This window comes from Neptunomonas qingdaonensis, assembly GCF_900113275.1.
Lineage (GTDB): Bacteria > Pseudomonadota > Gammaproteobacteria > Pseudomonadales > Balneatricaceae > Neptunomonas > Neptunomonas qingdaonensis.
Map to the genome: position 1 here is coordinate 35,795 of NZ_FOOU01000015.1, position 12,868 is coordinate 48,662.

A 12,868-nucleotide genomic window follows, 5' to 3' on the forward strand; every position below is an offset into this window, starting at 1 on the left:
CGTCTAAGGATAGGCTTGGCATTGCTCTGAAAGCCCCGTGAATACTGGCAGGCTGATCAAGATTCTGTCAGTGCTTTTCTGCCCACTGCCGAGCCAGTTTTTGTGCTTCCCGGATCTGCGGGGCTGTCATCATCTTGGTAACAATTTTTAGGTTATGTGCAGCGTCTTTATGCTTGTGTGCGGCAGCAAGATTCCACCACATATGCGCTCTCACACAATCCTTAGGCACGCCTTGGCCCTGAACGTACATGAGACCCAGATTAATTTGAGCATCAGCAACGCCTTGCTCAGCCGCGGCGGTGTACCACTTAATGGCGGCTTCATAATCCTGCGGAACACCGTGCCCCTTATGGTACATCGCCCCGAGGTTATTTTGAGCTACCGCAAATTCTTGCTCGGCAGCGGCGCTATACCACTTAATGGCGGTTTCATAATCCTGCGTTACCCCTTGGCCGTTGTCGTACATCGCCCCGAGGTTATTTTGAGCAGCTGCAAATTCTTGCTCAGCAGCGGCGGTAAACCACGTAATTGCAGCTGCATAATCCTGTGGGACCCCTCCTTGACCGCTGGAGTAGATCAGGCCGAGATTACATTGAGCATCCGCATGCCCTTGCTCGGCCAGGGGTTGGCACTCTGCTAAGGTCATAGAAGCATGCTTACGCAGAAATGCCGAGAATAATTTTTTGAAATCATCCGCGAAAGTCAGTATTCGAGACGGGATCATATTCAATTCCTTGTGTTTACATTCAGATCACAACGCGCGCAGACAGGCGTGAATAACACGCACCTTGCTAGTCTGGTCGCTGTCGACAAGCATGAGTCAAATACAAGGGGTAAAGCAATGGCCAGGATGGCTAATGAGGTTATTCAATACTTCTCCAGAGTTGTATAGCCCGATCGCCTATGTGATCCAAAAAATAACCCGCGGCGTACATTTTTACAAATAAGAAACTATTTCCGAACAACGGACTGGAGAATACCATGTCATCATTATCCTCAGAACTACATATAGATTTACCAGCAGATGCTACTCCCACTCCTGCCAAGGTAGAGACAACTGCGTCCTTTAGCTGGATTCAAAAAGGTGTTCAGGATTTTCTCAGTGCACCTTTTTTAAGTGTGCTCTATGGCGCCTTGTTCGCCGGGCTATGCGCCGGGTTGTTTTTTGCCACCCTCAACGCGCCGTGGTTTACTCTGGCTTTCTTAACCGGCCTTGTATTTATCGGCCCGTTTGTTGCTGCGGGATTGTATGCCGCGAGCCGGGACATCGAGCGGGGAATATCGCCCAGTATTGCCGGCAGCTTGCGCCTGGTAATCAAACGCAAGACCGATCTGGCACTCTTTTCACTGCTGCTGACGCTAGTATTTGCAGCCTGGATCCGCTTTTCAGCTCTGCTGCTTGCGGTTACAACCAGCACCCTTAACCCATCAGTCAATGCATACATGAGTTTGCTGTCCAGTTCAGATGGTTTGACAACTTTGGCCTTTTTTGTCGGTATCGGTCTATTGCTGACAACTGTCGTGTTTATCTTCAGTGCAGTGGCTATCCCTTATATCCTGGATAAAAAGGTCAACTTCATCAGCGCGATGACGACGAGCTACCACACTGTAACGGCTAATCCTGCAGCCATGTTCATCTGGGCAGCGACAATCGTTGTTTTGACAGCCATTGGAATAGCTACGGCGTTCATCGGTTTAGCCATCATCTTTCCTGTTCTTGGGTATGCTACCTGGTACAGCTATAGAGCATTGATTAAATAATCTTGCGCAGATAGATGATTGACCGTTGTTCCATCTTACGTCGGAGCAACGGCCAATAATGGTTTCACTCCTCGCACCAAACCCTGGTTGGCTGATGCGATAATATAGCCAAACCGCATGCAGGATGTTTTCTCACGAAAACCGATGACGTTTGTAGTTACACAGGGGATAAATTCAGTTCTAAATAATCCCGTACCTCGGGTTAATTTGACAGCACCGTATATTCATCGCAAGCTGGATCTGCATCTGCCATTAACAAGCCACATTGCTAGTTTAGGAGTAATCTTGAATAGATGATTTATAGCTAAGGAGACAATAATGAGTTTTCCTGAGATAAAAAAATCCCCCTTAACAGCAAACGAACACAATTTAAACGACTACCAAAACACCTGTAAAGATTTCAATTGGCAGGTCGCACAACACCACCTCGCGGGCAATGACAAGCAACTCAATATTACCTATGAAGCTGTGGACAGGCATGTAGATGAAGGTTTTGGTGAGCAAATTGCGATTCGTTGGTTAAGCAAACAGAGCCAGCAAAAAGATATCAGTTATGCTGAGCTAAAGGACCAGACTAGCCGTTTCGCTAACATCCTCGAGCGCTTTGCGATAAAAAGCAGTGATACCGTCTTTGGCCTGTGTAATCGAGTTCCACAACTTTATATCGCCCTGCTGGGTACCCTCAAGTTTGGTGCGGTATTTTCACCGTTATTTTCTGCATTCGGGCCCGAACCCATTCGTTCAAGAATGGAGATAGGACAGGCTCGCGTATTAATTACGAGTGAGGCACTTTATCGTAAAAAGGTAATGCCTTGGCGAGATCAATTGAGTAGTTTGGAATTAGTACTACTCTATAATGCCTCAGATAATCTACCTGAAAATTGTTACGATATTGATGCGCTATTATCCCGCAGTAGTGCTGATTTTCCAGCGCGTTTATGCCCCCCGGAACAGTTGGCCTTAGTGCACTTCACTTCCGGTACGACGGGCAAACCGAAAGGAGCCATGCATGTCCATCAAGCCGTGCTTTATCATAGTATTTCTGGCTTTTATGCGCTCGATTTAAAACCCGGAGACCGTTATTGGTGTACAGCCGATCCCGGTTGGGTCACGGGCACGTCCTACGGAATTATTGCCCCGCTTTGTAACCGTGTATGCATGATTATTGATGAGGCTGAGTTTGATGTAGAGCATTGGTATCAGCTACTCAGTGAACAGAAAATTAATGTCTGGTATACCGCTCCCACCGCAATCCGCATGTTAATGAAAGCCGGTGAGGAGGTGGCCAAAAAATATGATCTTAGTGCATTACGTTTTATCGCCAGTGTCGGAGAACCCTTAAACCCGGAAGCCGTTGTATGGGGTCAAAAAGCATTTGGCATTCCCTTTCACGATAACTGGTGGCAAAGCGAAACTGGCGGCATCATGATCGCGAACTTTGCCAGCACCGCAGTTCGCCCGGGATCTATGGGTAAGCCCTTACCGGGTATTGAAGTCGCCATCATGCAAAAGCAAAAAGACGGCTCAATTAAACCCGCAACAGCAGCGAATGAAATTGGCGAGTTAGCCTTGAAAAAAGGGTGGCCATCTATGTTCCGCGGTTACCTGAATGAAGAGCTACGCTATCAAAAATGTTTTATTGGCGATTGGTATCTCACTGGCGATTTAGCGATGTGTGATAACGATGGCTATTATTGGTTTGTCGGCCGCGCCGATGATGTGATCAAAAGTTCAGGACATTTAATCGGCCCTTTTGAAGTGGAAAGTGTCTTGATGGAAGATCCTGCCGTTGCGGAGGTTGCGGTCATTGGCTTACCCGATGAGATCGCCGGAGAGGTTGTCAAAGCCTTTGTCGCTTTAAAGCCAGGACATCAAGCTGATCAGGCTTTAGCTAAAAAATTATTAGGCCATGCACGTAAACGTTTAGGGCCGGCAGTCGCCCCAAGGCAGATAGTGTTCCGGCAAAATTTGCCGAAAACCCGTAGTGGCAAAATCATGCGTCGTTTATTAAAAGCACGGGAATTAGGTTTACCCGAGGGTGATATTTCCACTTTGGAAAGTGATGAAGCCTAGGGTCAGTTTATTTTTGAAATTTGCCCCTGTTGAGTCTGAAAGTTTCTCAATGAGGGCGCGACACATGAGGTTTTGTTGTTCTCAGTGAATGGTGAGCAACGATAAACAGACCCTCATAATCGGCAAATTCATGGACAGTAAGTTTGCCAGGGAGATGAGATCATGAGCAATGAAAAATTGCATATCAATCGTAGCCATCTACATTTATTACTCAAACAAATGATACGTATCAGGCGTTTTGAAGAACGTTGTGTCAGCCTGTATAGCGAAGAAAAAATTCGTGGTTTTTTGCACCTATACAATGGTGAAGAAGCCATTGCTGTGGGTGTCATGCAAGCGCTAACGGCTGAAGATGCGATACTTGCCACCTATCGCGAACATGGCCATGCTTTGGCACGCGGGGTGCCCATGAATAGTATCATGGCAGAAATGTTTGGTAAAAAGAGTGGTTGTAGTGGCGGACGCGGCGGTTCGATGCACCTGTTTGCTAATGAACAGCGTTTTTATGGTGGCAATGCTATCGTTGCCGGCGCTTTACCATTAGCCGTTGGCATCGCATTAGGCGATAAGATGCAGCAGAAACACACTGTCACCTGTTGTTTTTTCGGTGAAGGAGCCGTTGCTGAAGGCGAATTTCATGAAAGCTTAAATCTCGCTAAATTGTGGCAACTGCCTGTCTTATTTATCTGTGAAAACAATCGTTATGCCATGGGCACAGCCCTGGAAATAGAAGAGTCCAATCAACAAATTCATTTAAAAGCAGCGAGTTATGGCCTCTCCGCACAGGTTATTGATGGTATGAACGTAGTTGAAGTTGAACGTGCTGCAAAACTTGCTTGTTCAGCAATACGTAACGGCGCAGGACCACAATTTATAGAGTGCCAAACCTATCGCTTTCGTGGTCATTCAATGTTCGATACCCAGCTATATCGTGACAGTGCAGAAGTAAATGAATGGAAAAAAAAAGGCCCTGTCGTACAGCTAAGTCAGTGGCTGAAAAACAATCACCAAATACAAGAGGAAGAGATTCAAGCCATGGAGTTGGCAGTCGATGAGGAGATCACTGCCGCTGTCGATTTTGCGGAAGCGGCTGAAATTGAACCGCTAGAGACTCTATTGCAGCATGTTTATGGGGAGATTTCTGATGAATGAAATAACCTTCAGAGAAGCATTTAAAGCGGCCATAGTGGAAGCATTAAACAACGACCCGCGCGTCTTTTTAATGGGGGAAGATGTAGGAAATTATGGAGGCTGTTATGCGGTTTCCAAAGGTTTGATTGATGACTTTGGTGCGCAAAGGATCATTGATACACCTCTATCGGAATCAGGGTTTGTTGGTGCCGGCATTGGTGCTGCAATAGCGGGAATGCGTCCTATTGTTGAAGTGATGACCGTTAACTTCAGTCTGCTCGCTTTAGACCAAATCATTAATAATGCCGCAACCTTAAGGCACATGTCGGGTGGGCAGGTTTCAGTTCCGCTGGTGATTCGTATGGCCTGCGGTGCGGGCAAACAACTTGCCGCTCAACACTCGCATAGTTTTGAAGGGTTATATGCCCATATACCGGGTCTTAAGGTACTTTATCCCGGGACTATCGGCGATGCCCGTTACATGTTAGAGATGGCTTTAGCTGATCCCGACCCAGTGATCATTTTTGAACATGTGATGCTCTATAATCAACAGGCTAGCTTGCCAGAAAAACATACCGTTGCCCCCATGGAGAAAGCTGTTATCCGTAAAACCGGAACCGATTTAAGCATTATCACTTGGGGAGGTTGCTTGTTTAAAGCACTGGACGCCGCGGAGCAACTGTTAAATTTAGGCATTAACGCAGAAGTTGTTGATCTTCGCTGTTTACGACCATTAGACAGGACAACGATTTTAGATTCAGTACAGCGCACTCACAAGGCTTTGATTGTTGATGAGTCATGGAAAACGGCTGGTATGTCCGCCGAAATAAGTGCCACTATCGCCGAACAAGGGCTATGGTATTTGGATGCGCCAATTCGCCGCGTCTGTTCTACAGAAGTACCGATTCCCTACGCCACACATTTAGAGCAAGCTAGCTTACCGCAAGTAGCCGAAATAATAGCGGTTGCACAGCAGATGATCGCAGAATCTCAGATTGCGATGGGGGACAAAGAATGACCACCAACGAGCATGATTTAAAAATGCCCTCTTTTGGCTCAGATATGCATCAAGGCAGCTTGACCGAGTGGTTAGTTAAGGAAGGTGATCATATTAAACGGGGTGATGTGGTAGCGGTCATTGAAACAAGCAAAGGTGCCATCGAGTTAGACATATTTGAAGATGCGCAGGTGTTACAGTTGTTGGTTAAAGAGGGTGACAAAGTTGCAGTAGGCGAGCCGATTGCGCGTTTAAGTTCAGCTACGACTACTAGTAAACCAGCAACAACTAACAAAGAAAGCACCCTGGCAACACCAGCAAAAGCGCTTGATTTAACAACGATTGAAGCACCATCAAGCCAACAAGCGCCACACAAAAACTTTGTCCTGGCAACGCCAGCAGCACGCCAGTTAGCTCAACAACAGCAGTTATCCCTCGCTGCAATATGTGTTAATAACAACAATAGAATCGTCACCTTAGCAATGGTCGAGCAAGCAAGCCAGGATCAGGATCCGAACAGCCCCTCCTTCGTCATGACTGAAACGCCACCTAAGCAAATCATGCCAGTCGAGAAAAATAGTGACCTAGACAGCCATCAGCATAAACAAACACAGGTAAAAACAGGCTTTGATAAGGATGCCATGCGCCAAGCGATCAGTGATACGGTGACCCGTTCAAAACGAGAAATACCGCATTATTACTTAAATCAGCGTTTAGATATAAGCGCATTACAGAATCACCTACAGCGTTATAATAATAGCGTGCCTGTCTCGCAACGCCTGTTATTAGCGGCTCCCTTATTATGTGCCATTGCACGTTTACTAATGACCAACAAACAATTTAATGGTGAATATCTTGAAGGAAAATTCCAGCCTGGTGAAACTGTTAATCTAGCAAACGCGATCAACTTACGCGGTGGCGGTTTAGTCATGCCGGTGATTCATGATGCGCAAAACCTTAGCGTAGAATTGATGATGGAAGCGCTTAAACAGCAAGTTTCTCGGGCACGTAACGGGAGTTTAGTTTATTCGCAATTAAGTGGCGGCACTTGCACGGTAACCAGTATTGGCGAGCGAGGGGCTGAGCAAATGTTTGCTGTTATCTACCCTCCTCAGGTGGCAATTATTGCCCTGGGAAGTCCACATCAGGAAATGCTGGTCATTGATGACGCAATGCACATACGTTGGGTTATTAATGCCAGTCTAGCCGCCGACCATAGAGTCAGTGATGGCCATAGTGGGGCACGTTTTTTATATCAACTTAATCAACTATTACAAAATCCGGAAAGTTTATGGCAAACGCCAGGTTAAACTTATAAAAATAGGCATATGGAGGGTTTATGGATACGAAGCAACTAAGAGAATTGATCCTTACTGAGTTGTGTAATATCGCTCCTGAAATTGAAAAAGATGAGGTGCCTGATGATCAGGATTTCCGCGAAGCCCTGGAACTGGATTCGATGGACTTTCTTAGTTTAGTGATCGCAGTATCCCAACAAACCAAGGTCAACATTCCTGAAGTAGACTACCCAAAAGTATTAACCCTGAATGATATGATTAATTATATCAATAACAATTAGTGCATAAAGATAGGTGGAATTAAGTAAACTGTCCCCGAAATCACCAACGACACTGCCCGATAAAAACAAAAATCCACATATGGCCGCAGTAGAAACGGCCATTGCTTATTTCCTCGATCAATACTAAGTCGAAAAGACGCGGAACACAGTTACTTAGTGAGAATAACCTTCCATCGCATAGGCGGGGAGGTCTTTTTCCTTTGGCACTGCAATCGGACTTCCAGCTTCATCAATAGCCACAAACTTAAAGGTCGCTTCTGTAACTTTTTCGCGTGTACCAATTCTTCCCCGTCTCGCCCATGCTTCAACGTGTATATTCATAGACGAACGCCCCACCGAAATAATATCCGTATAGACACCTAAAATATCACCCACTTTAACAGGACGAATAAAGCTCATACTATCCAGCGCCACCGTAACAACACGACTCTGCGCACGCTGCCCGGCACAGATACCCGCTGCCATATCCATTTGTGACAACACCCAACCACCAAAGATATCACCTGAAGGATTGGTATCGGCAGGCATAGCGATGGTGCGCGTCGTTAAACGGCCTCTTGTTTCCTCGATAGACATAAATCTCACCTTGAATTTACTTAAATACTAATAATGAAGGTAACATGAGTTAGCTTATCAGTAGCGGATAATCAGTATAACCCACCGCACCGGATGCATAGAAGGTCGATGAGTCTGGCTTGTTAAGAGGCGCATCCTGACGCAACCGCGCTACCAAATCCGGATTGGCTATAAAGGCTTTACCAAACGCGACGGCATCTGCAACACTCTCTTCAAGCAACTGCTCCGCCTGAGACTTAACCAACTGTTCATTGATGATCACAGCACCAGCGAAGCGCTGTTTAAGCATCCGCGTTAGTCCTGGCGCATTGAAATGCTCACGAATAAAGATAAAAGCGATGTTACGTTGAGCCAGGGCCTGCGCCACATATCCAAACGTCGTTTCAGCATCACTATCTCCCATCGAATGCGCATCACCACGAGGCGACAAATGCACACCTACACGACCAGCCCCCCAAACGCCGATGGCTGCATCCGTAGCTTCAAGCAAGAAGCGGGCACGATTTTCAATGCTACCACCGTAACTATCGGTACGATGATTAGTCGAATCCTGCAGAAACTGATCCGGCAAATAACCATTCGCACCATGGACCTCTACGCCATCAAAACCAGCGGCTTTGGCATTTTCCGCACCCTTTTTAAATGCCTGAATGATCTCGTGAATCTCATCAATACTAAGCGCACGCGGCACCTCATAAGCCTTCTCCGGGCGCACCAGGCTGACATGCCCTTGTGCCGCCAACGCACTGGGAGCAACCGGCAGTTCACCATTCAGATAAACCGAATCGGAGATACGCCCCACATGCCATAATTGCAGTACGATTCGGCCACCGGCCTTGTGCACGGCGTTTGTTACCTTTTTCCAGCCCTCAACCTGAGCATCGGACCAGATGCCCGGTGTATCCGGATACCCGACCCCCATCGGTGTTACCGACGTCGCTTCAGTAACAATGAGACCCGCATCGGCTCGCTGTGCGTAATACTCGGCCATCAGCTCATTGGGCACGCGTCCTTCGCTGGCACGGCAACGTGTCAAAGGTGACATCACGATACGGTTTGGCAATAAGAAATCACCCATCTGAACGGGGCTAAACAAGGGACTCATAACGACTCCTGAAACGCTCTATAGTGTTTGTTGAATTTGCTCAGTAAACTCGCGGATAACCGCTTCATTTCGCTGATAATAGACCCACTGCCCACGGCGCTGAGAGCTCAGTAAACCGGTACGCTGCATCAAAGCCAGATGAGAAGAAACCGTAGACTGCGACAATCCGGACTTTGCAAAAATCTGGCTCACACAAACGCACTGTTCAAAGCCATTGGGCTGCAGCGTAAACTCCTGTTCAGGCTGTTTCAGCCACTGCAAAATCTCACGACGTACCGGATTTGCCAGTGCTTTAATAATCTGATCCAGGTTTTCATCAGTCATAATCAATTCCATCCTGCGAGTCACAATATGATATATCGGAATATATCGATATTTATAGCCTGATCATATCAATAGTGTGTTGCAAAATTCGGAATGAGCTTATGCGACTTTGCATTTATTCTGTGCGTTGTCGGACTAAGTGGAAGTAAATAATCGCTTATAGTATGTTTCTATACATAAGAGCTGACCGAGGTGAATGAGTATGGCCCACATTGAAGAATTAGAATTATCGGCACATCGCAGCGACATTATTAAAGACGTAAATGATTTAATTGAAAAATATCGCACTATTTTTGAATGGGATGTGCCGGAAATAGATGAGAGCCTGACAAACACGTTAATTATAAACGAAGTTCGTAAAGCGCTTGATGATATTGAAAATGAATTGCTAGGAAAAATAGATTGCTAGGAAAAAATTGGGCAGTAAAACCATGAACCGCTAATTCAACTTCCAAGTGCAACACTCACCTGTATAACCTGACAGGGTACTGTCAAGTTAATGTAGCTTTTTCATTTCAGAGGTTTCATTTTAAAAGTGTCATTTTAAAGGTTAGTTATAAAGGTGAAATGTGCATGTTCCATAACCCGTAATAGCTCAGACGTAATCTGAGCTACTACAGCTTGTTATAAAATTAAGATTTTTTAGCATAAGCTGAACACCATCCTGACGCGCTAACTTGCTTTCCTGGAAAGATAGCACAGGCTCCTGCTGTAGCTGATTTACTGGTATATAAAGCACAACCATCACATCGTTGATCAGCTGTGTGCTTTGGCTGTGTTGCTGCATCTACGGTGGCGGTATCTTTTTTGTAACCTAAGCCAATTGCCATTGGGTCATCTTCGGTTAATTCAGGTAGCTCGTCAGCGGAAGCGCTGGTTGCAATGATGGAACCCGCTGCAACAGCCGTTAAACCAACAAGGCTTTTCTTTAGAATATTTCTACGTTTTAGATCAATCGTACTTTTTTTCATTTTTCTTTCCTTCAATAATAATGAGCTATCGTGCTCGAATAAAAGTATCTTCGATATTTTTAAGTTCCCACAGAGACTATCATCAGGCCTTTACTCAGCCCTCCCGTGTTATCAGGACTGCTGCCAAGAAACGAAGCTTCACTAAAGATGTTTATCGTCCCAGCAATCTAGCGCCTATTAACGTTTGAAATAAAAAAGGACGTAGCTTAGAAAAACCACGTCCCATTATCTGGTTATTTATTCCGGTAAAAGCACCGTGTCAATAACATGTATAACACCGTTACTCGCTTCTACATCAGTCATTACCACCTTGGCGTTGTTGATCATTACAACACCATCAGCGGCCTTAACCATTAGCTGTTCACCCTGCACAGTATCTGCACTGTCTAATTTCACGACATCAGCAGCGTTAACTTTGCCGGGGACTACATGGTAGGTAAGCACAGAAACAAGTTGGTCCTTGTTTTCAGGCATCAGTAACATTTCCACGGTGCCATCAGGCAATTTCGCAAAAGCCTCGTCTGTTGGCGCAAATACAGTAAACGGCCCTTCCCCTTTCAAGGTTTCGACGAGTCCTGCTGCCTCAATAGCGACGACAAGCGTATTAAACGAACCGTTTTCTGCAGCAACATCCACAATGTCTTTTTTCATACCATGGCCGTCTGCATAAGAAAATGAGGTAAATGCTAAGCTTGCAACCACAACAGATAAAATAGCTGTTAATTTTTTAAACATGATATTTTCCTATTAAAGTTTGTTTGGTTTTGTCTTGCTGGATATCTTTACGAAGCATCTTGATAAATAGATCAACATGGATAGGCGATTTGTGTATCCATTGGCTGCAAAAAAGCTTAACGCTGAGCTTCCGGGGTGGGGCAAACCAGAACGTCAAAATAATCTGAAACAGTTGGCAACAGTGATAGATGCTATGAACGACGCGAAACGCCAACCTTTGTACTTACCCAGGGATGAATTTATCTTTGAATTATCCCTTAGCACGAGTTAATTTGACGGTACCGAACAGGGGCATTGATTCGCCTGTCACCCTCCGCTAAGCGATGAGAACTGATTATGTACGATAAAAAAGATATGGCTCCGCCGGGTGTTGGCTACCTTGATCTGAAGTTGATGCAGGGCTGCCCGCCGCCTCAGGACAAGCTGATCGACCTGCGCAACTGGGACAGCCCGCCCTACAATCGCTGGTCGTTCCAACATATGTCCGAGCTGTTTCCGGTGGCGCCGATTCGTCGTGGCAAGGCGCCGGTGAGTGAACTGCCGCAGGCGACACGCTCGCTCGACAGGGTGCGTTTTGAACGGGTCGATGGCCAGCAAACCGATCTGGCAACTTTTCTGACCGACAGTTACACCGATGGATTTATTGTGCTGCACCAAGGCAAGGTGGTGTCGGAGCAGTACTTTAATGGGATGCAGCCACATACGCTGCATCTGCTGCAGTCGGTTTCCAAGACACTGGTTGCCAGCTTGGTCGGCATTTTGATTGGCCAGGGCAAGATCGATCCCGATGCCAGGGTCAGTGACTATGTGAGCGATCTATCCGGTTGTGATTATGGCGATGCGCGGCTGCAGGATGTGTTGGATATGCGCACCGGCATCCAGTTTTGCGAGGATTACACCAACCCCGACGCCGAGTTCATTCAGCTCGACATCGCCTCGGGCTGGCGCGAGCGTGGTACCCGAACCTCGCCAGATACGATCTACGGGCTGTTGAAATCGCTCAAGAAGGGTCGCGAGCACGGCGGTCACTTTGAATACCGCTCGGTTGAAACCGATGTGCTGGGTTGGGTCTGCGAGCAAGTGTGCAACGAGCGTCTGCCGGTACTGTTGAGCCGGGAGATCTGGGCCAAGTTAGGCGCGGAACAAGACGCCAATATCACTCTGGATCGGGTCGGTACCGCACTAGCCGACGGGGGCATCAGCGCTAGCCTGCGTGACCTGGCCCGGTTTGCCCAGATGCATCTGCAAGGTGGTATGTTTAATGGTCAGCAGATCGTTCCCGAAGCGTTCATCAAGGCGTCCCGGCAGGGATCGGGTGAACATTTCAGGGTACTGTACGGCGCCTTTGCCGAGCATTACCCCAAGGCGGCCTATAGCAACCAGTGCTGGGTGCACGATAGTGATAAGGGGATCTATTCGGCCCGCGGCGTGTTTGGCCAGTTTATCTATGTTGATCCGCAGTCTGACGTGTCGATCGTCAAATTTTCTACCTGGCCTGATTTCCTCAACCCCGAGTGGTCACTGAACAGCAACCGCGCCTTTGAGGCGATAGCCAAGGCACTTGCTGATTGATCCAAAAACGAAGCCCCACCTCAAACATAAGGAAAAACCTTTCA

General features: G+C 46.8%; 14 protein-coding genes. 8 read left to right on the forward strand and 6 right to left on the reverse strand.

The window, feature by feature from the left end; translation table 11 throughout:
- Positions 1 to 67: 67 nt before the first annotated feature.
- A complete protein-coding gene (locus tag BM099_RS17135) occupies positions 68 to 724 on the reverse strand; it encodes a tetratricopeptide repeat protein (protein ID WP_090729775.1) in 657 nt (218 codons plus the stop codon).
- Positions 725 to 981: 257 nt separating this feature from the next.
- Between BM099_RS17135 and BM099_RS17140 the strand changes: the two genes are divergently transcribed.
- The 6 genes from BM099_RS17140 to BM099_RS17165 all read left to right on the forward strand — a co-directional run bounded on the left by BM099_RS17140 (position 982) and on the right by BM099_RS17165 (position 7,541).
- Complete coding sequence (locus BM099_RS17140) at positions 982 to 1,761, forward strand: DUF2189 domain-containing protein (RefSeq protein ID WP_090729777.1); 780 nt, start codon at positions 982 to 984, stop codon at positions 1,759 to 1,761.
- Positions 1,762 to 2,079: 318 nt separating this feature from the next.
- On the forward strand, positions 2,080 to 3,834 hold the full coding sequence (acsA, locus tag BM099_RS17145) for an acetate--CoA ligase (protein WP_090729779.1): 1,755 nt from the start codon (positions 2,080 to 2,082) through the stop codon (positions 3,832 to 3,834).
- A gap of 162 nt (positions 3,835 to 3,996) precedes the next feature.
- The gene (gene pdhA / locus BM099_RS17150) at positions 3,997 to 4,986 is read left to right on the forward strand and encodes a pyruvate dehydrogenase (acetyl-transferring) E1 component subunit alpha (RefSeq protein ID WP_090729781.1); all 990 of its coding nucleotides are present in this window, start codon (positions 3,997 to 3,999) and stop codon (positions 4,984 to 4,986) included.
- Positions 4,979 to 5,983, forward strand: coding sequence for an alpha-ketoacid dehydrogenase subunit beta (locus BM099_RS17155; RefSeq protein ID WP_090729783.1), 1,005 nt, complete (start codon positions 4,979 to 4,981; stop codon positions 5,981 to 5,983). The genes pdhA and BM099_RS17155 overlap by 8 nt, the downstream gene beginning before the upstream one ends.
- On the forward strand, positions 5,980 to 7,272 hold the full coding sequence (locus BM099_RS17160; RefSeq protein ID WP_090729785.1) for a dihydrolipoamide acetyltransferase family protein: 1,293 nt from the start codon (positions 5,980 to 5,982) through the stop codon (positions 7,270 to 7,272). Before BM099_RS17155 ends, BM099_RS17160 begins: the two co-directional genes overlap by 4 nt.
- A gap of 29 nt (positions 7,273 to 7,301) precedes the next feature.
- Positions 7,302 to 7,541, forward strand: coding sequence for an acyl carrier protein (locus tag BM099_RS17165; RefSeq protein WP_090729788.1), 240 nt, complete (start codon positions 7,302 to 7,304; stop codon positions 7,539 to 7,541).
- A gap of 153 nt (positions 7,542 to 7,694) precedes the next feature.
- Here BM099_RS17165 and BM099_RS17170 read toward each other — a convergent pair whose 3' ends face one another.
- From BM099_RS17170 to BM099_RS17180, 3 genes are read right to left on the reverse strand one after another with little or no spacing between them, the layout of a single operon-like run.
- Positions 7,695 to 8,117, reverse strand: a complete 423-nt coding sequence (locus BM099_RS17170; protein ID WP_090729790.1) for an acyl-CoA thioesterase — start codon at positions 8,115 to 8,117, stop codon at positions 7,695 to 7,697.
- A gap of 49 nt (positions 8,118 to 8,166) precedes the next feature.
- Entirely contained in the window at positions 8,167 to 9,222 is a 1,056-nt protein-coding gene (locus tag BM099_RS17175; protein WP_090729793.1) for an alkene reductase, read from the reverse strand.
- Between the two features lie 18 nt (positions 9,223 to 9,240).
- Complete coding sequence (locus BM099_RS17180) at positions 9,241 to 9,546, reverse strand: ArsR/SmtB family transcription factor (RefSeq protein ID WP_090729796.1); 306 nt, start codon at positions 9,544 to 9,546, stop codon at positions 9,241 to 9,243.
- A 202-nt stretch (positions 9,547 to 9,748) separates the two neighbouring features.
- Between BM099_RS17180 and BM099_RS17185 the strand changes: the two genes are divergently transcribed.
- Positions 9,749 to 9,955, forward strand: coding sequence for a hypothetical protein (locus BM099_RS17185; protein ID WP_198064032.1), 207 nt, complete (start codon positions 9,749 to 9,751; stop codon positions 9,953 to 9,955).
- A gap of 223 nt (positions 9,956 to 10,178) precedes the next feature.
- Here BM099_RS17185 and BM099_RS17190 read toward each other — a convergent pair whose 3' ends face one another.
- A complete protein-coding gene (locus BM099_RS17190; RefSeq protein WP_090729801.1) occupies positions 10,179 to 10,517 on the reverse strand; it encodes a high-potential iron-sulfur protein in 339 nt (112 codons plus the stop codon).
- A 237-nt stretch (positions 10,518 to 10,754) separates the two neighbouring features.
- On the reverse strand, positions 10,755 to 11,252 hold the full coding sequence (locus BM099_RS17195) for a fasciclin domain-containing protein (protein ID WP_090729803.1): 498 nt from the start codon (positions 11,250 to 11,252) through the stop codon (positions 10,755 to 10,757).
- Positions 11,253 to 11,588: 336 nt separating this feature from the next.
- Between BM099_RS17195 and BM099_RS17205 the strand changes: the two genes are divergently transcribed.
- Positions 11,589 to 12,824 carry a serine hydrolase domain-containing protein gene (locus BM099_RS17205; RefSeq protein ID WP_090729808.1) on the forward strand — a complete coding sequence of 412 codons (1,236 nt, stop codon included), beginning with the start codon at positions 11,589 to 11,591 and terminating at the stop codon, positions 12,822 to 12,824.
- Positions 12,825 to 12,868 lie beyond the last annotated feature (44 nt).

Bases quoted from the DNA above. Each gene is read 5' to 3' on its own strand.
- BM099_RS17135 (WP_090729775.1), bottom strand. From the start codon at position 724: ATGATCCCGTCTCGAATACTGACTTTCGCGGATGATTTCAAAAAATTA.
- BM099_RS17140 (WP_090729777.1), top strand. From the start codon at position 982: ATGTCATCATTATCCTCAGAACTACATATAGATTTACCAGCAGATGCT.
- acsA (WP_090729779.1), top strand. From the start codon at position 2,080: ATGAGTTTTCCTGAGATAAAAAAATCCCCCTTAACAGCAAACGAACAC.
- pdhA (WP_090729781.1), top strand. From the start codon at position 3,997: ATGAGCAATGAAAAATTGCATATCAATCGTAGCCATCTACATTTATTA.
- BM099_RS17155 (WP_090729783.1), top strand. From the start codon at position 4,979: ATGAATGAAATAACCTTCAGAGAAGCATTTAAAGCGGCCATAGTGGAA.
- BM099_RS17160 (WP_090729785.1), top strand. From the start codon at position 5,980: ATGACCACCAACGAGCATGATTTAAAAATGCCCTCTTTTGGCTCAGAT.
- BM099_RS17165 (WP_090729788.1), top strand. From the start codon at position 7,302: ATGGATACGAAGCAACTAAGAGAATTGATCCTTACTGAGTTGTGTAAT.
- BM099_RS17170 (WP_090729790.1), bottom strand. From the start codon at position 8,117: ATGTCTATCGAGGAAACAAGAGGCCGTTTAACGACGCGCACCATCGCT.
- BM099_RS17175 (WP_090729793.1), bottom strand. From the start codon at position 9,222: ATGAGTCCCTTGTTTAGCCCCGTTCAGATGGGTGATTTCTTATTGCCA.
- BM099_RS17180 (WP_090729796.1), bottom strand. From the start codon at position 9,546: ATGACTGATGAAAACCTGGATCAGATTATTAAAGCACTGGCAAATCCG.
- BM099_RS17185 (WP_198064032.1), top strand. From the start codon at position 9,749: ATGGCCCACATTGAAGAATTAGAATTATCGGCACATCGCAGCGACATT.
- BM099_RS17190 (WP_090729801.1), bottom strand. From the start codon at position 10,517: ATGAAAAAAAGTACGATTGATCTAAAACGTAGAAATATTCTAAAGAAA.
- BM099_RS17195 (WP_090729803.1), bottom strand. From the start codon at position 11,252: ATGTTTAAAAAATTAACAGCTATTTTATCTGTTGTGGTTGCAAGCTTA.
- BM099_RS17205 (WP_090729808.1), top strand. From the start codon at position 11,589: ATGTACGATAAAAAAGATATGGCTCCGCCGGGTGTTGGCTACCTTGAT.